This is a genomic window from Vibrio rotiferianus CAIM 577 = LMG 21460, from assembly GCF_002741985.1.
Taxonomy (GTDB): domain Bacteria; phylum Pseudomonadota; class Gammaproteobacteria; order Enterobacterales; family Vibrionaceae; genus Vibrio; species Vibrio rotiferianus.
Genome location: NZ_APHW01000010.1, coordinates 64,631 through 85,112, shown reverse-complemented (window position 1 = coordinate 85,112; position 20,482 = coordinate 64,631). Strand labels below are relative to the sequence as shown.

General features: G+C 43.6%; 19 protein-coding genes and 1 pseudogene. 10 read left to right on the top strand and 10 right to left on the bottom strand.

Annotated features, from left to right (window positions below; translation table 11 throughout):
- Nucleotides 1–34 precede the first annotated feature (34 nt).
- The 3 genes from aat to infA all read left to right on the top strand — a co-directional run bounded on the left by aat (nucleotide 35) and on the right by infA (nucleotide 1,742).
- Nucleotides 35–745, top strand: a complete 711-nt coding sequence (gene aat / locus B853_RS04945; protein ID WP_038885818.1) for a leucyl/phenylalanyl-tRNA--protein transferase — start codon at nucleotides 35–37, stop codon at nucleotides 743–745.
- Nucleotides 742–1,443: an arginyltransferase gene (locus B853_RS04940; RefSeq protein ID WP_010447211.1), complete on the top strand. Its 702-nt coding sequence runs from the start codon at nucleotides 742–744 to the stop codon at nucleotides 1,441–1,443. Before aat ends, B853_RS04940 begins: the two co-directional genes overlap by 4 nt.
- Before the next feature lie 80 nt (nucleotides 1,444–1,523).
- On the top strand, nucleotides 1,524–1,742 hold the full coding sequence (infA, locus tag B853_RS04935; RefSeq protein WP_001040192.1) for a translation initiation factor IF-1: 219 nt from the start codon (nucleotides 1,524–1,526) through the stop codon (nucleotides 1,740–1,742).
- A gap of 59 nt (nucleotides 1,743–1,801) precedes the next feature.
- Here infA and B853_RS04930 read toward each other — a convergent pair whose 3' ends face one another.
- The 3 genes from B853_RS04930 to clpS all read right to left on the bottom strand — a co-directional run bounded on the left by B853_RS04930 (nucleotide 1,802) and on the right by clpS (nucleotide 5,608).
- Nucleotides 1,802–2,839 carry a serine hydrolase domain-containing protein gene (locus B853_RS04930; RefSeq protein WP_038885817.1) on the bottom strand — a complete coding sequence of 346 codons (1,038 nt, stop codon included), beginning with the start codon at nucleotides 2,837–2,839 and terminating at the stop codon, nucleotides 1,802–1,804.
- A gap of 129 nt (nucleotides 2,840–2,968) precedes the next feature.
- Nucleotides 2,969–5,239: an ATP-dependent Clp protease ATP-binding subunit ClpA gene (gene clpA, locus B853_RS04925; RefSeq protein ID WP_038885816.1), complete on the bottom strand. Its 2,271-nt coding sequence runs from the start codon at nucleotides 5,237–5,239 to the stop codon at nucleotides 2,969–2,971.
- 48 nt (nucleotides 5,240–5,287) lie between these two features.
- Nucleotides 5,288–5,608 (bottom strand): ATP-dependent Clp protease adapter ClpS, encoded by a 321-nt coding sequence (clpS, locus tag B853_RS04920; protein WP_010447208.1) that lies wholly within the window; start codon nucleotides 5,606–5,608, stop codon nucleotides 5,288–5,290.
- 698 nt (nucleotides 5,609–6,306) lie between these two features.
- Between clpS and cspD the strand changes: the two genes are divergently transcribed.
- A complete protein-coding gene (gene cspD / locus B853_RS04915) occupies nucleotides 6,307–6,525 on the top strand; it encodes a cold shock domain-containing protein CspD (protein WP_010447207.1) in 219 nt (72 codons plus the stop codon).
- A 147-nt stretch (nucleotides 6,526–6,672) separates the two neighbouring features.
- Here cspD and B853_RS04910 read toward each other — a convergent pair whose 3' ends face one another.
- Nucleotides 6,673–8,898 (bottom strand): NADP-dependent isocitrate dehydrogenase, encoded by a 2,226-nt coding sequence (locus B853_RS04910; protein ID WP_038885814.1) that lies wholly within the window; start codon nucleotides 8,896–8,898, stop codon nucleotides 6,673–6,675.
- Nucleotides 8,899–9,269: 371 nt separating this feature from the next.
- On the opposite strand from B853_RS04910, the pseudogene B853_RS04905 reads away from it, so the two are divergent.
- Nucleotides 9,270–9,975: pseudogene (locus tag B853_RS04905) on the top strand (pseudouridine synthase).
- A gap of 91 nt (nucleotides 9,976–10,066) precedes the next feature.
- On the opposite strand, the gene B853_RS04900 reads toward B853_RS04905, so the two are convergent.
- Nucleotides 10,067–10,720, bottom strand: coding sequence for a DUF2057 family protein (locus tag B853_RS04900; RefSeq protein WP_373854512.1), 654 nt, complete (start codon nucleotides 10,718–10,720; stop codon nucleotides 10,067–10,069).
- Between the two features lie 100 nt (nucleotides 10,721–10,820).
- Nucleotides 10,821–11,852, bottom strand: a complete 1,032-nt coding sequence (locus B853_RS04895; RefSeq protein ID WP_038885811.1) for a porin — start codon at nucleotides 11,850–11,852, stop codon at nucleotides 10,821–10,823.
- A 513-nt stretch (nucleotides 11,853–12,365) separates the two neighbouring features.
- Here B853_RS04895 and dinG point away from each other — a divergent pair.
- The 5 genes from dinG (at nucleotide 12,366) to xthA (ending at nucleotide 16,869) form a co-directional block, all read left to right on the top strand.
- On the top strand, nucleotides 12,366–14,441 hold the full coding sequence (gene dinG / locus B853_RS04890) for an ATP-dependent DNA helicase DinG (protein WP_038887820.1): 2,076 nt from the start codon (nucleotides 12,366–12,368) through the stop codon (nucleotides 14,439–14,441).
- 14 nt (nucleotides 14,442–14,455) lie between these two features.
- A complete protein-coding gene (locus tag B853_RS04885) occupies nucleotides 14,456–15,241 on the top strand; it encodes a sulfite exporter TauE/SafE family protein (RefSeq protein WP_038887822.1) in 786 nt (261 codons plus the stop codon).
- The gene (locus tag B853_RS04880; protein WP_038887824.1) at nucleotides 15,238–15,783 is read left to right on the top strand and encodes a primosomal replication protein; all 546 of its coding nucleotides are present in this window, start codon (nucleotides 15,238–15,240) and stop codon (nucleotides 15,781–15,783) included. The genes B853_RS04885 and B853_RS04880 overlap by 4 nt, the downstream gene beginning before the upstream one ends.
- Nucleotides 15,783–15,947: a pleiotropic regulatory protein RsmS gene (gene rsmS, locus B853_RS04875; RefSeq protein ID WP_038887825.1), complete on the top strand. Its 165-nt coding sequence runs from the start codon at nucleotides 15,783–15,785 to the stop codon at nucleotides 15,945–15,947. Before B853_RS04880 ends, rsmS begins: the two co-directional genes overlap by 1 nt.
- 115 nt (nucleotides 15,948–16,062) lie before the next feature.
- Nucleotides 16,063–16,869 (top strand): exodeoxyribonuclease III, encoded by an 807-nt coding sequence (gene xthA / locus B853_RS04870; protein WP_038887828.1) that lies wholly within the window; start codon nucleotides 16,063–16,065, stop codon nucleotides 16,867–16,869.
- Nucleotides 16,870–16,956: 87 nt separating this feature from the next.
- On the opposite strand, the gene B853_RS04865 is transcribed toward xthA, so the two are convergent.
- From B853_RS04865 to B853_RS04850, 4 genes are all read right to left on the bottom strand, one after another.
- Nucleotides 16,957–17,634 (bottom strand): ABC transporter permease, encoded by a 678-nt coding sequence (locus B853_RS04865; protein WP_010447189.1) that lies wholly within the window; start codon nucleotides 17,632–17,634, stop codon nucleotides 16,957–16,959.
- A 3-nt stretch (nucleotides 17,635–17,637) separates the two neighbouring features.
- The gene (locus B853_RS04860) at nucleotides 17,638–18,378 is read right to left on the bottom strand and encodes an ABC transporter permease (protein WP_010447186.1); all 741 of its coding nucleotides are present in this window, start codon (nucleotides 18,376–18,378) and stop codon (nucleotides 17,638–17,640) included.
- An 81-nt stretch (nucleotides 18,379–18,459) separates the two neighbouring features.
- Entirely contained in the window at nucleotides 18,460–19,230 is a 771-nt protein-coding gene (locus tag B853_RS04855) for an ABC transporter substrate-binding protein (protein ID WP_038887830.1), read from the bottom strand.
- Nucleotides 19,231–19,310: 80 nt separating this feature from the next.
- Nucleotides 19,311–20,081 carry an ABC transporter ATP-binding protein gene (locus tag B853_RS04850; RefSeq protein WP_005446708.1) on the bottom strand — a complete coding sequence of 257 codons (771 nt, stop codon included), beginning with the start codon at nucleotides 20,079–20,081 and terminating at the stop codon, nucleotides 19,311–19,313.
- Nucleotides 20,082–20,482: the final 401 nt, after the last annotated feature.

Genomic DNA, 20,482 nt, shown 5'->3' with positions numbered 1-20,482 from the left:
TCCTATAGGCTCTGATGTTGGTAATTTTATCTTTATGGCTATCTATCTAACTGAACTTGGTGATTCGCTCTCATTTCCATCACCTTACGAAGCATTGAGCGATCCAAACGGTTTGCTCGCTTTTGGTGGTGACCTGAATCCTGAACGTATTCTTAATGGCTACCATCAAGGTATTTTCCCTTGGTATGGTCCCGGAGAGCCGATTCTTTGGTGGAGCCCATCACCGCGCGCTGTATTTGATCCTTTGACATTTAAGCCTTCCAAAAGCTTAAAAAAGTTTCAGCGTAAACAACAGTATAAAGTAACAATAAACAACGCAACTGAACGCGTCATTCAGCTATGCTCTTCAACTCGCCCAGCAGAAGAAACTTGGCTCAATGAAGAGATGCAAACTTCATATATTGAGCTAGCAAAACGCGGCCATTGCCACTCTGTAGAAGTATGGCACGATGAGCAGTTAATTGGCGGTTTATACGGTATTAGCGTAGGGCAACTTTTTTGTGGTGAATCAATGTTCAGCCTTAAAGACAACGCCTCCAAAATTGCATTGTGGTATTTATGCGAACATTTGGCGTCAAACCAGGGTCAATTGATCGATTGCCAGGTAATGAACCCGCATCTTAAGTCACTTGGAGCAATTGAAATTGAACGTGACGAGTTCGTCCAAAAACTACTATCTTTAAGAGACAAGAAAACCAATCTGGGAACATTCGAACCACAAACTCTTCAAGGCGTCGTATCATGAGCACGGATCTGCAACAAATTCGTATCGGTTTAACGAACAATCATCCATGCAGCTACTTACCAGAGCGTGAAGAGCGCGTGGCCGTTGCGCTTGATGCTAGTCTACACAACGAACAGAACTATCAGATTTTGATGGCCAATGGGTTCCGTCGCAGCGGTGACACGATTTATAAACCTCATTGTGAAAACTGTAATGCTTGCCAGCCCATTCGTATCGCAGTGCAGGATTTTGTCGCCTCAAAGAGTCAAAAGCGGTTACTCAAGAAAGGCCAAACCTTTTATTGGGAAATGAAAAGTAAACTCGACGATGGTTGGTTTGAACTCTACAGCCATTACATTTGCCAAAGGCACAAAAATGGAACCATGTACCCCCCAAAAGAAGATGAGTTTGAACGATTTGCTCAAACGACATGGTTAACCACTGGGTTCCTTCATATTTATGACGAAAGTCATCGCTTATTAGCCGTTGCTGTTACCGATATAATGGAGCATTGTGCAAGCGCATTTTATACCTTCTTTGATCCTGACTTTCCTTTATCTCTTGGTACGTTAGCCGTACTGTTTCAATTGGAGTACTGCCAAAAACAGAGTAAAGATTGGTTATATTTGGGCTATCAGATCGATGAATGTCCAGCGATGAACTACAAAACTCGCTTTCAACGACACCAAAGGCTAGTAAATCAGCGTTGGCAAGGGTAGAATACGCCCCAACTTTACATAATTACTGTTTAGCGGCAAAATAAGCGCGCTAATACCGCCTAATTTCTAAAGAGGATTAAATGGCTAAAGAAGACGTAATTGAGATGCAAGGCACTGTGCTTGACACTCTACCAAACACTATGTTCCGCGTTGAACTTGAAAACGGTCACGTTGTGACTGCACACATCTCTGGCAAGATGCGTAAGAACTACATCCGTATTCTTACTGGTGATAAAGTAACTGTAGAGATGACTCCATACGACCTATCTAAAGGCCGCATCGTCTTCCGCGCTCGTTAATCATAGATTTTCGGATGCAAATAAAAAACGGAGCTTATTGCTCCGTTTTTTAGTTAATGCTAAAGCAATTCAGCCAGTTCCTTTGTGAGTTGTAATACCGGCCTGTTACCGACATCATAGTTACCTGCTGTCGCGACAATTACCGCATTTTTACTCGGTAGCATCATAATGTATTGCTCACCAATGCCTACCGCGGCAACAGCGTTATTGACATTTGATACTTGCCAAAAATGCAGACCGTACCCCATTTCATAGCCAGTAAATTGGCTCAATCTCAATTCATTAAACCATTTGTTGCCAACAACTCGTTTGCCCGCATATTCACCTTTATGCAGCCACATAAGACCAAATTTACCCATATCAGTAGAGGTTAAGCGTAAGCCCCAATCTGCCCCAGGCTCTCCACTTCCTAATTGAGTTAACCATTGATACTGAACAATACCGAGAGGAGAAAAAAGCTTCTCTTTCATTACCTTTGTAAAAGGCTTTTCATAGACTTTCTCAATCACCTTAGAAAGCCCAATGGTTGAGAGCCCGCTATAGGCAAAGCGAGTTCCAGGTTCAAAAGAGAGAGGTGTAGACAAAAACTGCTCAAGCAAGTTTTTGGCATTATAGTGCCGAGCAAAAATATTGCCCTGCTTGTACGGAGAGCTCAATTCATCCAACGCAAAGCCAGTCGACATATTCATCACGTCTCGAAGGGTGATGTTCAGCTTCTTATCTCGATCACTAGCTTGATATTCAGGAAAAAAGCTAAAAATTGGTACATCTAAGCTTTCTATTTTACCTTCATCAATCGCAATGAAGATAAGGGTGGCTACAAACGACTTGGTTACTGAGTGAACATTATGAAGGACATCGCGACCTACGGCTAAGTTAGCGGTGTGGTAATTACCATTTCTTCCGCTTCCCTCTCGATAAAGTTCGAGTACTAAACGATCATTCTGCCAGACTAACAAACTATGGATGTTTGCCGCTTTACCTCGTTCTATGCGAGCGACTATAGGCTCAAAAACTGCGGTATTTTTCTCTATATGCAAATGACTATTGTCACAAGCAACCAACAGCAAGCACAGCACGATTAATAGCCGTTTCATTGAATTGACGCTCCAGTCCATATCCTACCCATGACTAAAACAGAATTAGTTTGCGACGTCAGCGTGCTATAAAAATAAAAAAAAAGCGTGCGACTCGTCGCACGCTTTTATCAGGACTAACTGATAATGTTAGTGAAGCGCAGCTTCTTTCTCGCTCAAGTACTCAAACTTAAGCTCGTCTTTCACTAGTGTCACCTTCACTGTACCACCGTCAACCAATGAGCCGAACAGAAGTTCATTCGCCAAAGGTTTCTTAAGCTGCTCTTGGATAACACGTCCCATTGGGCGAGCCCCCATAGCTTTGTCGTAACCTTTGTGCGCTAACCAATGACGAGCATCTTGTGATACTTCCATCGATACGCCACGAGCATCCAATTGAACTTGTAGTTCGACAATAAACTTATCAACTACTTGATGGATAACTGCTTCATCCAAGCTATTAAACCAGATGATATTATCTAGACGGTTACGGAACTCTGGTGTGAACACTTTCTTGATTTCCGCCATCGCGTCATGGCTGTTATCTTGTTGGATAAGACCAATCGATTTTTTCTCAGTTTCAGCCACACCTGCGTTGGTTGTCATCACAAGAATAACATTACGGAAGTCTGCTTTACGGCCGTTGTTATCTGTCAGCGTGCCGTTATCCATCACTTGAAGTAGCAAGTTAAAGATATCTGGGTGCGCTTTTTCGATTTCATCAAGCAGAACGACTGAATGAGGGTGCTTAAGCACAGCATCGGTCAACAGACCACCTTGGTCATAGCCTACGTAACCAGGAGGCGCACCAATCAAGCGGCTTACTGAGTGACGCTCACCGTACTCAGACATATCAAAGCGCAGTAGTTCAATACCAAGCAGCTTTGAAAGCTGAACGGTGACTTCTGTTTTACCAACACCAGTAGGACCAGCGAACAGGAATGAACCTACAGGCTTATTATCTACACCAAGCCCTGCACGCGACAGTTTAATCGCTTCAGAGAGTGCATCAATCGCGTTGTCTTGACCGAATACCAACATCTTCATCTTGTCATCAAGATTCTTCAGAATGTCTTTATCAGAAGACGACACTGATTTTTCCGGAATGCGCGCCATCTTAGCAACCATCGATTCGATGTCTGCAACGCCAACGGTCTTCTTACGACGACTTGCTGGTGCTAGGCGGCTGCGAGCGCCCGCTTCATCGATCACGTCGATAGCTTTGTCTGGTAGATGGCGTTCATTAATGTATTTCGCCGATAGCTCTACTGCTGCGCGCAACGCTTTGTTGGTGTAACGCACTTCATGGTGAGCTTCGTACTTAGGTTTCAAACCAATCAAGATCTTCGTCGTATCATCCAAAGAAGGCTCTACTACATCGATCTTTTGAAAACGACGCGACAATGCACGCTCTTTCTCAAAGATGTTGCTGTACTCTTGGTACGTCGTTGAACCGATACAACGCAACTTACCGCTGCTTAGCAGAGGCTTAATCAGATTAGCAGCATCGACTTGACCACCAGAAGCTGCACCCGCACCGATGATGGTATGAATTTCATCGATGAACAGAATCGCGTCTTCTTCTTTTTCAAGCTGCTTCAAAACAGATTTAAAGCGTTTCTCAAAATCACCACGGTATTTAGTACCAGCCAGTAGGGAGCCGATATCTAAGGAATAAATCACGCTATTTTGAATCACTTCAGGCACTTGGCCTTCCACAATTCTCCAGGCAAGACCTTCCGCGATAGCCGTTTTACCTACGCCAGCTTCACCCACAAGTAATGGGTTATTCTTACGACGACGGCACAGTACTTGGATCGTGCGCTCTAGCTCTTTGTCACGACCAATCAATGGGTCGATATTACCCGCTTTCGCAACTTGGTTTAGGTTAGTTGCAAAGCTTTCCAGACGCTCTTCTGGGTTGGTTTCTTCAGGTGCTTCTGAGCCAAACGAATCAGACGAAGAAGAATCTTCACTTGAGCCCGATGCTTTAGTGATGCCGTGAGAGATAAAGTTAACAATGTCCAAACGAGAAATGTCGTTCTTTTTGAGCAGGTAAGCTGCGTGAGATTCTTGCTCACTGAAAATGGCAACGAGGACGTTTGCCCCTGTTACTTCGCTGCGACCAGACGACTGAACATGGAAGACGGCGCGTTGAAGTACACGCTGGAAACTCAATGTCGGCTGGGTTTCGCGCGTCTCATCACTTTCTGGGATGAGCGGCGTTGTTTGGTCGATAAAAATATCGAGTTCATTTCGCAAAGCATCAAGGTCCGCTTTGCAGGCTAGAAGGGCTTCCTTAGCTGCATCATTTTCCAATAATGCAAGTAGGAGGTGTTCGACAGTCATGAACTCGTGGCGTTTATCACGTGCACGAGCGAATGCACCGTTAAGGCTTGACTCTAGTTCTTTATTTAGCATAAGTACCTCCCGAAAGAACAACTTGGGTTGCTCGAGCAAGTCTTCTTATTACGCTTGCTCCATAGTACATAGTAGCGGATGCTCATTTTCCCTTGAGTACATCGTCACTTGCGCTACTTTTGTTTCGGCAATTTCTGCGCTAAAGGTTCCGCAGACTGCCTTTCCTTCATAGTGAACCTTGAGCATAATTTGCGTCGCTTTGTCGATATCATGTGAAAAGAAACGCTCAAGTATCTCTATGACGAAATCCATAGGGGTATAATCATCATTATTTAGTACAACGTTATACAGCTTAGGAGGCTGAATTTTTGTACTTTCTTTCTCCAGAAGATCGGAGTCTGGAGTTACCCATTCAAAATTTTTACTCATGGCTATCTAAAAGTTATCGTATCAAAGGGTTGATGGTTTTACCTGCTTCGTAACAGACTACCATAAGCATACCGTGCGGTGTAGTGAGATAAGGCACCTAAATGCACTTTGATTGATAAAATTTTTCTCTTACATAGAGCCTAATCCACCAGTTCACTCGCTGCAAATAAAAGATTTTCTGATACGGACAAAAGCCGATTATTAAACCAGCAACTGAGTACTTTTCGTTGGTGGAATTTATCCCCCTCTCTAGCAAAAGGCAGAGATCACATTTACTCCACGAGCAACCTCTTAATTTCACTATTTATGCAGTTTCAACTCTTACCACACATTTTTCTAATATAAGCCTTGTGGATAGTATCTTTTACCACTCTTAATCACACTTATAGACCGATACTCTAATTCTCAGATTATATTGACAAAAGACATTGCAAAATTGTTAATCTCAAAAGTGATTTGTTTTCAAATATGTTGTTTTTTGTACATATTTGCTATTGACTGTCTCACCTCTTTGACTACAGTGGAATGTGTTGATGCATATTTTTTCAGTGGTGTTGTAGCTGGAGGCTTACTGCTTCGCTGAGAGTTTGCGCAACAATGACGTGTATTAGCATTATTGCTAAGAGAAGTACTTTGGCTAAAGGTATGGCCGAAGTGAAGAACAACATCAGTAAAAAATGCATGAGGGATGTAAACGCATGGCTACAGGTACAGTAAAGTGGTTTAACAATGCCAAAGGATTTGGGTTTATCTGTTCGGATCAAGAAGAGGGAGACATATTCGCCCACTACTCTACTATCCAAATGGACGGTTATCGTACACTGAAAGCAGGCCAACAAGTCTCATACGAGGTTGAAAAAGGTCCAAAAGGTTCACACGCAAGCAGCGTAGTACCAATAGAAGACCTAGCCAAATAAATAGAGCGCTGTCGGAAAGACAAACCATTTGCTCTCGTCAAAGCACAACATAACTTGCTTTTATGAAGAGAAAAATAAACCCGCTTAAAGCGGGTTTGTTGTTTTTATCAGTCTTTGACACGCGCTACCTAAGTAGCGCGTACAGAGTTACTTGTTGATAATAGCGTTCAACGTCGCGCTTGGACGCATCAATGTCGATGCTAGCGCGTCATCCAGAGAGTAGTAACCACCTAACTCACCTTTTACACCCTGGGCATTGTTTAGCTCAGAAACAATCGCGTCTTCTTGCTCTGCCAACGCTTTTGCTACTGGTGCAAACTCTGCCGCAAGATCGGCGTCTACCGCTTGCTCAGCCAAAGCTTTCGCCCAGTACGATGCCAAGTAGTAATGGCTACCGCGGTTATCTAACTCACCAACTTTGCGAGAAGGTGATTTGTTTTCATCGAGGAACTCACCTGTCGCTTTATCAAGTGCATCGGCCAGAACTTGAGCTTTTGCATTGCCAGCAACTGTACTTAGATGCTCAAGAGACGCAGCAAGTGCAAGGAACTCACCTAGAGAATCCCAACGCAAGTGGTTCTCTTTCTCTACCTGTTGAACGTGTTTAGGAGCTGAACCGCCCGCACCTGTTTCGAATAGGCCGCCACCATTCATAAGTGGAACGATAGACAGCATCTTCGCAGATGTACCTAGCTCTAAGATTGGGAACAAATCAGTTAGGTAGTCGCGAAGTACGTTACCTGTTACCGAGATTGTATCTAGACCTTCTTTGATACGCTCTAGAGAGAATTTACATGCATCGATTGGTGCAAGGATCTTAATTTCCAGACCTGAAGTGTCGTGTGCAGGAAGGTATGCATTTACTTTCTTGATAAGCTCTGCATCGTGAGCACGCGCTTCATCAAGCCAGAACACAGCCGGTGCACCCGAAGCACGAGCGCGAGTTACAGCAAGTTTCACCCAATCTAGGATCGGCGCATCTTTGACCTGACACATACGGAAGATGTCACCTTCTTCTACAGCTTGCTCTAGAAGAACTGCACCAGAAGCATCTACAACGCGTACAGTACCTGCTGCATCTAGAATGAATGTTTTATCGTGTGAACCGTATTCTTCGGCCTTCTGAGCCATTAGGCCTACGTTTGGAACGCTACCCATTGTTGTTGGGTCAAACGCGCCGTGCTCTTTACAGAAGTCGATAACCGCTTGGTAAATACCTGCGTAGCTACGATCTGGAATCAATGCTTTAGTATCTTTCTGCTTACCGTCTGGTCCCCACATTTGGCCAGAAGCACGTAGCATTGCAGGCATAGAAGCATCAACAATGATATCGCTTGGTACGTGTAGGTTAGTAATACCACGATCTGAATCCACCATCGCTAGTGCTGGTTGCGTTTCGTATACCGCAAGAATAGCCGCTTCGATTTCTGCTTTTTGTTCAGCAGGTAGCGCATCGATCTTCGCATATACGTCACCGATACCGTTGTTTACATCAACGCCTAGCTCTTCAAACAGCTTGCCGTATTTCGCAAATACGTCTTTGTAGTAAACCTTAACTGCGTGGCCGAAGATAACTGGATCCGACACCTTCATCATGGTCGCTTTCATATGCAGAGAAAGCAGGACGCCTTGTTGTTTTGCTTCTGCAATTTCTTTCTCAAAGAACTCAACAAGCGCTTTCTTGTTCATTACTGAACAATCGATCACTTCTTTGTCTTGCAGAGGGAATGCTGATTTAAGTTCTTTTACCGAACCATCAGCAGCAACAAATTCGATTTTTACGTCAGTCGCACCAGAAACCGTTGTCGACTTTTCACTACCGAAGAAATCGTTGTCCGCCATGCTTGAAACATGAGATTGGGAATCAGCTGACCATGCACCCATTGAGTGTGGGTTCTTCTTCGCGTAATTCTTTACTGAAAGTGGCGCACGACGGTCTGAGTTACCTTCGCGTAGAACTGGGTTAACCGCACTACCTTTGATTTTGTCGTAAGTCGCTTTAATCGCTTCTTCTTCGTAAGTGTTCGGTTCTTCTGGGTAGTTTGGTAGTTCGTAGCCTTTTGCTTGTAGCTCTTTAATAGCCGCTTTTAACTGTGGGATAGACGCAGAAATGTTTGGAAGCTTAATGATGTTTGCTTCCGGTGTTTTTGCCAACTCACCAAGTTCTGTTAGCGCGTCACCGATGCGTTGATCTTCATTTAAATGCTCTGGGAAGTTAGCGATAATACGACCCGCTAACGAAATATCACGTGTATCTACATTAATGCCAGACGATGCGGTAAACGATTGAATGATTGGTAGTAATGAATAGGTTGCTAACGCCGGGGCTTCATCAGTGATTGTGTAGATAATTGTAGGTTTTTCTGTAGGCATGAAATTTCCCTATTTTTTACTCAACTAAGCTGAACAACTCAGCAACTGAGTTTGTTGAATTGACGCATTGCTAAACGTTAGTAGTGCATTTCTCCTCACCAACGCGACATGCGGTTTGCACTCTTTTTTATAGTTTGAAGCTCTATGGCTCTCTATCCATGAGTACACTTTGTGCCAAGTTTACTTTTATGCTGTGCTTATGTAGGAACACCGCCCTAAAAGCAACTTGGCTATATCATTAAACAAATAACACTAAATAGTCTATTATTCTGTGCGCTTTTGTTAGTTTTAGGCGCGCAAATGATAGCCGATCAGAAGAAAACTTAAAACTTTCAAACACAGTTCATTTACATTTTTGCAAGGTAGTTAACATGTCATCTCGCACGGGTCATGAGAAAGGTCGCCGCAGCAACCAATCTAAATCAAGCCATTTTAAACGCTCAAGTAAGCCAAACCATTCAAATGGACCAGCTAAAAATAGGCCAGGCCGCACAACCCGATCCTCAAAACCCGCGAGGCAACGCATTGCACCTGAAGATCGTAAAGTGATTATCTTCAACAAGCCATATGACACGTTAAGCCAGTTTACTGATGGGGATGGTCGCAAAACCTTAGCGGATTACATCCCAGTGAAAGATGTATACGCTGCAGGGCGATTGGATAGAGACAGTGAAGGTCTGATGGTGCTAACAAACGATGGCATCTTGCAGGCTAAGTTAACGCAGCCTCAATCGAAATCACCAAAAACCTATTGGGTACAGGTAGACGGTGCGCCTCAAGAAGAAGACTTAGAGAAGCTACGAAAGGGAGTGGAACTGAAAGACGGCATGACGTTACCAGCAAAAGTTGAAATAATGCCTGAGCCAGCGATCTGGGACAGAATCCCCCCCCGTCCGGTTTAGAGCAAATATCCCTACGACTTGGTTATCCATTACCATCATTGAGGGTCGAAACCGTCAAGTTAGGCGTATGACAGCGCATATCGGCTTCCCAACGCTGCGTTTAGTTCGTTACTCAATGGGCGATATACAGCTTAATGATTTAACACCCGGAGAGTGGAAAGAAACCAAACTCTAACTTCAAACCTCAAACCTCAAACCTCAAACCTCAAAAAACATAAAAGCAGGCATTGGCCTGCTTTTTTAGCTTTTACTACTACAAATAACGATTATTGTTGAGCGACCCACTTCTTAAATGTTTCTTTTTCTTGTGGCGTTGCTTTGTTATACATCGTCTTTAAAAGATCAACCATTTGGCTGTCTTGAGTTGTGGATTTCTGGCTACTCTTAATTTCCTGAGCTTTAGGCTCTATTTCGCTTACCGCTTGTTGGTGTTGGTTAACCGTCACGTAAGTAACCGCGACACTAGCAAGACCACCAGCGATATTGTAGTTGCGTGCCTCTTGAGAATAGTTACGACCGATTTGAACGCCATCAGATTCTAATACGTCTTCAACCAAATCAATTGGCTGCCCTTTAGAATCAAGCAACTGCCACGCCAAAGGAGAAATGTTTGTTTGTGCTTGGCGATAAGTTTTGAATTTAGGTAACTCGAACGTTAGTTCTTCATCTGTTGCATCGAATTTGGCTATGATGACGTCACCATAAACGCCTTTAATGTCATCACCGATTTCAAACTCTGGCTGATATTTGAAAACAATCTGGTTTGTTCCGTCCGGGATCTCCATCGTTTTCTCATCTGAAAATAAGCCGCCCTCTAACTTTGGCTTCTCCATATTTACAGACAATAATTTCACATCCTCAGGCACTACCAGAGTTGTCGCAGCGTACAGGTTTGCACTTGCAAACAAAGACAATACCATTGCTGCTTTTAGTGATAACTGCATAGACTTATATTCCTTATCTTCAATAAAAAAAGACCCAGCATAAAGCTGGGTCTTACAATATCAAACTGGGTTTTGATTACCAGTAGAAACGTGCACCAACACCGAAGTCAGTTTTAGAATCTGTTGCCGCAGTCGCTTTACCAGCTTCTAGCTTATCACCATCGAAGTTGTAACCAGCTTCAGCGAATACGCGAGCCCACTTAGAGAACTTGTATTCAACGCCAGCGTAAAACTTAGATTGGTCGCCGTCTTTCTTACCAGCTTTGTCAGAAGAAGATGCTACTAGCTCGTAACCAGAGTAAAGAGTTGTTTTAGGAGCAACTGCAAACATACCCGCTAGAGAAAGAGCGTGAGAGTCGATTGTTTCGCTTGCAGCTTTGTCATCGTTCTCGTTGTAGTAGTATGTTGCACCTAGAGTGTGTTCACCTAGAGCGTACTCAGCAGTTACTTCGAAAGATAGGTTTTCGCTGTTGTTGCCTTTAGAAGCGATCTTGTTCTCAGAAGATAGAACACCCGCGTGCATAGATAGGTCACCGAAAGACTTACCTACGAATACTTCGCGAACTTCTTCGTTCTTGTCATTCTCGCCTAGTGCGTAACCAGCTTTTAGCCAGAATGCATCGTTTTCGAATGCGTATTTGATTTGAGAAGAGTTGTTCCAAGCGTGTCCGTAAAGAAGTGCAGAACCGCCGAAGAAGTATGAGTAATCAGCACCGTAAACGTCATCCGCGAAAGTACCTTCTTTACCGAAGCGGATAGTACCCATTTCACCCATGTCGAAACCGATGATGTGACGACGAACGTATACTGTATCGTCTGTACGCTCGCTTGAGTTTTCTTCAGCGCCGTAGTTGTCACCTAGACCTACACCTAGCTCAACTTCACCTAGAACTTTTAGGCTGTCGTTTACAACGTAAACGCCGTTAACACCCATACGTGAAGAGCTAGTGTTTAGCTCAGCTGTGTGGTCGTTGCTATCTAGGAATAAAAGAGTTGGACGTAGTTGACCGTAAAAATCAACAGAACCGCCTTCAGCTTTGTATACTTCAGCTGCGTTTACTGAAGTTGCAGACGCAACTACAGCTAGAGCTAATAGAGTCTTTTTCATAATTAATCCACTGCCTTTTCTTAGTTTGGGATATCCTTGTCCGATTCCCTTTTTTTATTTTCGAAACCACTTGTTATCGAAGCGTAACAATGTTGGTTTGCAAAATCTGGGCACTAGAGTGCAAAAGATTATTCTGCCTGTCAAATTTTCTAAACATTTACATCAAAAAACAAAAATACACTTTAAAAACAATAACTTGATTTTTTATATTTAAATTATTCGATGAACTTCTAAACAATCGACTTGATTTTTATTAATTTATCATTTCATTAATAAGCAGTTTAAAACATTAAAAACCAATCTATACAATCACCAATAAAGAACAAAACACTACTAAACTGGCATTTTTGAAGTTTTATATATTTCATTCCATGAAATTATTTTCATTTGAATTAGGTTCAATATTTTTTTGTGAACAAGATCTACATTCCATACAAAAGCATTCCATTTTGTGAACTACTGTACAGCTAGTGAAGTGTGCTACTATGCGCCACCAACGCATTTGAGGCCCGTATGCTAACCAGTAACATTCAAAAGTCGATTCGAAACAGCTATCAGAACTTACAAGCTCAACTGGACAACTTTGTGCCACGTCGAGCACAAAACTATCTAGTCGCTGAGATTGCAAAAACGCTATGCGGGCAATACCACAAATCAAATCGTATGCTAATTGCTGAAGCTGGTACCGGGATCGGGAAGTCTTTATCTTACTTAATGGCGGCGATTCCCGTTGCGGTACATAACAACCGTAAAGTTGTGATATCGACTGCAACAGTGGCTTTACAAGAGCAGTTAGTAAACAAAGATTTGCCTCTTTTCCGCCGTATTACAGATCGAGAGTTCTCCTTTATTTTGGCCAAAGGCCGCCAACGCTACTGCTGTGCAGAGAAACTTGCTACTGCAAGCGGAGTTGATGGTGGTCAGCTCGCTATGTTTGAGACAAAACCAAAGAAGAAAGACATCGAGCTTCTAGAGACCATGTATCGTTCTCTTGCTCAAGGTAAGTGGGATGGCGACCGTGATTCTTGGCCAAAGCCAATAGATGATCGTCTATGGCAGCTTATTGTGAGTGATAAGCACAGCTGTAATAATAGCTTACCTGCCCATCGCAACTGCCCTTTTCAGAAGGCTAGAGCAGAGTTAGACAAGAATGATGTCATCATTGCCAACCATTCATTAGTGATGGCTGATGCAGACTTAGGCGGTGGCGTGATTCTCCCTGAGCCTGAAAACACGATTTATGTGTTTGACGAGGCCCACCACCTACCCCATGTAGCTCGCGACCACGCATCCGCATCTGCAAGCTTGAAAGGTGCGGCAGCTTGGCTAGAGAAGCTCAACCAATCGACCAGTAAGTTTTCATCCTTAGCTGATGAGAAGCGTGTCGCCCGTTTTCGCAATGATTTACAGGAATCGGTGCAAGAGCTCATCCCTGCACTGAGCCTACTAACCAAACAGTTCGATCCTGCACAGTTCGAAGAGTACATTTATCGCTTTGAACATGGCGAGCTGCCCACTTGGTTAGAAAATCAATCTAAAGATCTTAAGCAACTAAGTAAGAAAGCGAATCAAAGTGTGGCTAAGATCGCCGATCTTATAGCTGAGCGAGTTAAAGATGGTGAACTTTCATCAAGGTTGGCAGAACCTGCCCTCGCTGAATTAGGTTTTTACATTCAGCGCTTGGAAAACCTAGCACAGGTGTGGAACCTAATGGCAGAGCCTACCCGCGACAAAGGCGCTCCTCTGGCTCGATGGCTGGAAAAACACCCAGACCAAGAAGGCGATTATATTGTTAGTGTTTCGCCACTGGAGATTGGCTGGCAACTCGATCAACAAATCTGGAGCCGCTGCATTGGTGCAGTCCTAGTATCAGCAACGATGCGCGCACTAAACTCCTTCCATTACTTCTGTCATCAAGTAGGTGTCGATGCGAAACCTGAGTCAGGAACTCAATTTTTAGCATTAGCTTCTCCGTTCGACTATCAAAACCAAGCCGAGCTTTTGATTCCAGCGATGAAGTATGAGCCTCAAGCGCCGCAATTTACCGAATATCTTATTGAAATTTTGCCTAAGTATTTAGAAGACAACAAAGCAAACTTAGTATTATTCTCCTCTTATTGGCAAATGAACCAAGTGGCGGATGCGTTAAGTTCAGATTTCATAAAACGGGGCTGGGCACTACAAGTTCAAGGCGAAAGTTCACGCGCAGAAATTCTAAAAAAACATAAAAAGCTCGTAGATCAGCAGAAAACTAGCATTCTTTTTGGTACAGGAAGCTTCTCGGAAGGTCTTGATTTACCGGGAGAGCTACTAGAAAACCTCATCATTACTAAGATTCCATTTGGTGTCCCTACTTCTCCGGTAGAACAAGCACACTCGGAATACATAGAGAAGAAAGGCGGGAATCCGTTTATGCAGATCACCGTGCCTGATGCGAGCAAAAAGCTGATTCAAAGTGTCGGTCGTTTACTGCGCAAAGAACGCGATTCTGGTAGAGTGACCATCCTTGATAGACGCTTAGTAACAAAACGCTACGGGCAAGCTTTAATTGACTCGCTTCCGCCGTTTAAACGCAAGATCGAATATTAGAAGAATAACTATTTATGGAAATGATTGAGCCAACCATGTTGTTGGTGCTGGCGCTCGTCGCTTTTGTTGCTGGATTTATTGATGCTGTAGCCGGTGGTGGTGGCATGTTAACCGTACCTGCTTTGCTATCGTTAGGCCTTCCGCCACATATTGCATTAGGTACCAACAAGTTAGCCGCATCTTTTGCTTCTTCCACTGCCGCTTTTACCTATTATAGAAAGCGCTTGTTCAAACCACAGTGCTGGGGACGAGCGTTTGTAGCAACACTCATTGGTGCTACATTAGGAACGCTGTTTGTTGATGCTATTAGTACAGAATGGTTAGAGAAGGTTTTACCTCTAATTATTCTTGCGGCCGCCATGTACACCGTATTCCACAAAACACCGCAATCAACACATCAAAGTCCAACCCCTGAACCTTGCCCTATGCTCAATAAAAAGCAGTATATGCAAGGTTTTACGATCGGCTTCTATGATGGATTAGCAGGGCCTGGTACAGGCGCGTTTTGGACGGTAAGTTCGATGGCTCTTTATCGACTGAACATCTTGCTTGCGTCAGGCTTAGCCAAAGCAATGAACTTTACTAGCAACTTTACTTCTCTTATCACTTTTGCAATTTTAGGTCATATCAACTGGGTACTGGGCTTAACCATGGGGGTCTGTTTAATGGCGGGCGCTTTTGTTGGTGCGCATTCCGCGATTCGATTTGGCTCTAAATTCATTCGCCCCGTATTTGTTACCGTAGTAAGTGTATTAGCAATTAAACTTGCTTATGACGCGTGGTTTGTGGGATTAACATGAACATTAATCAACTTTCTGAAAGCTTAGAACAGATGTCTAACCAAGCAGCGGCACTTGATCGCCAACGCGGTGAACATCACGTCCCTCTCTTTGATGAACGTTTGTTCCACTGCCGTTCTCGGTTATTGGTCCCTTGTGTTAAAGAAGCAACTGCAACACTTGATTCTATTGTCCGTGAACAGAAAGAAGAAAAGCTCACAGCACTTCGTGCAGAGTACCTGACCGAAAGACTTGTCGCTCAAATAACAGCTATTCAACGCGAAATTTCTACGACCAAAATCCGTAAAGGTGAAATCAAACACAGCAGCCATTTCAGAAAACCAATTAACGTTCTCTACCAAGAACTGGCTCAGCACCAAGAATGGGCTCGTCGTTTACGCGAAATGGTATTAGAAAAAGAACGGGCCGTCGAAATGGCACCAAGCTTTGCAAGGGCTGAAGCTCAGAAAGTCTTATTAGCAACAGAACAACGACTACAACGTTGCGAAGCTGCACTTCTTAAATTGGAAAACCAAATTACTCATAGGGAAAAAAACCAGTAATGCCTGAACAGCCAAAATCCCCTCTTGATGACGCGCCAGCAGAGATCAAACTCGCTGTCGATTTGATTTACCTGTTAGAAACAAACGAGATCGATCCTGAGACTGCACTTAAAGCGCTAAAGATCGTACAAAGTGATCTGGAGAACAAACTTAAGGCACAGTAGCAACTCGCGATTTAACCATATCTTTCTACTCTATTCCCTTACATGAGAACCATTTGCACCTTCCTTTTGCAATGGTAACATCATACGCAAACACGCCCCTTGAGAAGGATAAAAAATGAAAGTAATTAGCTTTAACATCAATGGACTTCGTGCGCGTCTGCATCAACTCCAAGCGCTTATCGACAAACACCAACCAGACGTGATTGGTCTTCAAGAAATCAAAGTACACGATGAAGCATTCCCTATCGAAGATGTCGAGGCGATGGGCTACAAAGTTTACTTTCACGGCCAAAAAGCCCACTACGGTGTGGCGATGCTATGTAAACAAGAGCCACTCAGCGTTCAAAAAGGCTTCCCAACTGATAATGAAGAACACCAAAAGCGCATGATCATGGCTACATTTGAAGATGAGAATGGTGAGAAGGTAACGGTTCTAAATGGTTACTTCCCTCAAGGTGATAACATTGCTCACGAAACCAAGTACCCATATAAGCGTCAGTTCTACATCGATTTGATGACTTACCTGAACGATCACCACACTAACGATGAACAACTGATTGTCATGGGTGACATTAACATCAGCCCTATTGACTCAGATATCGGCATTGGCGAACCAAACCGTAAACGTTGGTTGAAGACAGGTAAATGTTCTTTCCAACCAGAAGAACGTGAATGGTTGCAAACGTTATTAGATTGGGGTTTCGAGGATACTTTCCGCAACTTACACCCAGAAGTCGATGACCGTTTTTCATGGTTTGATTACCGCTCTCGTGGTTTTGATGACAACCGTGGCCTTCGCATTGACGTTATCCTGGCAACACCATCACTTGCGAAGAAATGCGTTGAATCGGACATTGATTACGAACTACGTGGTATTGAGAAACCGTCTGATCACGCACCGATCTGGTCGACATTCAAATAGTTCTAGGTTTTCTCCAAATCGAAAAAGTCTTCAAATTGAAAAAGAGCGCCAATAGGCGCTCTTTTTGCTTGTTAGCTGTCTAAGGATTTAGCTTAACGGCCTTAGGTATGCCAAGAAGCGCTTCTCTGCCATTTTAAAGCACCACAAAATGATGAAGGTCAGTGCCATATAGAACAATCCCGCAGTCAAGAATGACTCAAATGGTGCGTAATAACGAGAGTTCACCAAACGAGCAGCCCCTGTCAGGTCCATAATGGTAATAATACCTGCAACCGCACTACCGTGGAGCATGAAGATGACTTCATTAGAGTAAGCTGGCAGTGCACGACGCAATGCACTTGGCAGAATAATGCGGCGATAAGTCATAAACTTGCTCATACCGTATGCTTTAGCGGCTTCCACTTCACCTTTAGGCAAACCATTAATTGCCCCACGAATAATTTCCGCCGTATAGGCTGATGTATTCAGTACGAAAGCCACCAGCGCACAGAACCACGCGTTTTCCCAAAGTGTGTCTTTCACCGGGAAGAACTGGTCCATACCGTAATAGATAAGGTAGAGCTGCACAAGCAATGGAGTCCCACGGAAAAAGTAGATAAATGCCCATGATGGTAAACTCAAGGCGTAGTTTGTGCTATTGCGCGCAACTGCGAGAGGGATCGATACACACAGACCAATCACCAGCGCTAAAGCAACAAGCCATACTGTTGTCCACAGCCCATCAAGGTAGACCGGGAAACTTTCAACGATCAATGAAAAATCCATGGTTTACCTCGCGTGAATACTGAATTTTCGTTCAACCAGCTTAAGTAAGCCTGTTGAAACACTGGTAAAGAACAAGAAGATGATCGCAACCGCCATATAAAAAGTGAATGGCATTTTGGTTGTACCCGCCGCCAACGAGCTCATGCGTACCATATCTTCCAAACCAATGATGGATACTAATGCCGTCGTTTTCAGTAGAACCAGCCAGTTGTTACCAAAGCCAGGTAAGGCATGTCGAATCATTTGAGGTAATAAGATTCTGCGAAACGACATCACCGGGCTCATGCCATAAGCTTTTGCCGCCTCTAGCTCGCCTTTGTCTACGGCCATGATCGCGCCACGGAACGTCTCAGCCATGTAAGCGCCAAAGATAAATCCAATGGTCAGCACGCCAGCAATAAAAGGACTGACGTCAATATAATCCGGCAAGTAAGAAGTCCACTCATGGTTAGGATCACTGGCAGTAAACCATTCGTTGAGTGTCTCATTGATCGAATAAAGACTGTTGTTTAATAGAATTTGACCACCGAAGAAGATCAGCATCATCAGAACTAAATCTGGAATGCCACGAATGATGGTGGTGTAAAGTGTCGCAATAGCCCTCGCCCACTTGTATGGTGCTAGTTTTGCCAACGCCCCAAGCATACCGAGAATGACAGCTAACAGCAGAGAAAGTACCGCGACTTCGATAGTTACTAAAGCCCCTTTTAAGATCGAGGCTTCATATCCTTGTAGATCCAGCATAGGTGAGTTCCTAATCCCTAAACTCAAAAGATCGACCGTTGGCTACTTCTAGGAACAAGCCAACGGTCGCTTAGTTACAGCTTAATCGCCGTAAACATCGTAGTTGAAGTATTTACCTGCGATTTCTTGGTAAACACCTTTTTCACGTAATGACAAGATAGCAGCATCTAGTTTCTTAGTTAGGTCTTTGTCTTGCTTGCGAACCGCAATACCAAAGCCATCACCAAACCACTTAGGATCCGTCAGAGAAGGTCCAACGAATTCGTAAGCGTCACCACCAGCTTTGTTTAGTACACCTTCTTCTAGTGCTGATGCATCACCAAGTACTGCTGCAACACGACCGTTTGCAAGGTCTAGGTAGGCTTCGTCGAACGATCCGTAACGAACGATATCTACTTTATCGCCATAGTTATCTGTCAGGTATTTATCGTGAGTAGTTGCGCGTTGAACGGCAATCTTTTGACCATCGAGGTTGTCAAAATCTAGATTTGCACCCTTCTTCGCAATAAATTTGTTTGGAATCAGAGCATATTTACCTGTGAAGTCCACTTTCTTCTTGCGCTCTTCAGTGATCGACATTGCAGCGATGATCGCATCATATTTGCGAGCGAGTAGAGAAGGAATGATGCCATCCCAGTCTTGAGCAACAATCTTACACTTCACTTTCATCTCTTCACAAAGTGCATTCGCCATATCCACGTCGAAGCCTTTTAAAGAGCCATCCGTTTCTGTCCAGCTAAACGGAGGGTAAGCGCCTTCAATACCAAAGCGAACGGTTTTCCATTCTTTCGCTTGGGCGACACCAGACGCTGCTGTTGCAGCAAGCGTTGCTGCTAATAACCACTTTTTCATTTCCATACTCCTGTGATTGCTTTTATTTGGTTTTGATTGTTGTGCTTAATCGGTGGCAAAAGACTGCCAACCAAGAAATATTAGTAGATAGATGAGATAAATTGCTGTAATCGTTCTGAATCTGGATTTGTAAATAGCTTAGCTGGATCTCCCTGTTCTTCCACTAAGCCTTGATGCAAAAACATCACATGGTTAGATACATCACGTGCAAATGCCATTTCGTGGGTTACAACGAGCATAGTTCGGCCTTCATCTGCCAAATCTCTCATTACCCCCAAAACTTCACCGACCAACTCTGGGTCAAGAGCAGAAGTCGGTTCATCAAACAACATTACTTCTGGATCAACGGCAAGTGCACGAGCAATCGCCGCGCGTTGTTGCTGACCTCCGGAAAGATGCCCAGGGTAATAGTCTTTACGCTCGTACAACCCTACCTTCTTCAGCAGTAGCTCCGCGTTTTCAATCGCTTGCGCTTTAGGTACACCAAGTACGTGAACTGGTGCTTCAATCACATTTTCTAGAACGGTTAAATGGGACCAAAGGTTGAAGCCTTGGAAAACCATCGCTAAGCGAGAGCGAATACGTTGTACTTGTTTTTCGTTGGCAGGAACGGACTCCCCTGCTCGATTGTTTTTCATCTGGATAAGCTCACCGTTTACCCAAATTTCACCGGCAGTTGGAGTTTCAAGAAGGTTGATACATCTGAGGAAGGTACTCTTACCGGAACCAGAAGAGCCAATGATAGAGATAACATCCCCTTTATGTGCGGCAAGTGAAATACCCTTTAGTACTTCATTCTGGCCAAATGTTTTGTGCAGGTCTTTTATATCTAGCGCTGGTACATCATTCATTGCGCTTTACTCCCTGTGTAATGTCACTGCTTAGAGGGACTCCGCCCTCCTTATTTTGGAACAAATTATCACCACACAAAAAAACATGCAACAAGTTATTAACCTTACCACTCCAGAGTAAGACAACACAATATAAGCATATATATTCAGAATTAGGCATAATACTCTACACTAAATGCATTAATAGTTTTTTTGAAACATCTTTAGTCGTTAAAAATATGTTTCACTCCATTTCGTTATTTACTTCTAGAATGAGAACCCAATCAGTCTAATTTTATGCAACTTGTGTAATCAAATTACATCAATAAAAACCAGTTCATTCTCATATTGGACACTTTCTGTAGTTTTCTTTCACATCTATTCTTAAAGTGATCTAAATCAATCACCCCAAAGGGCTATCT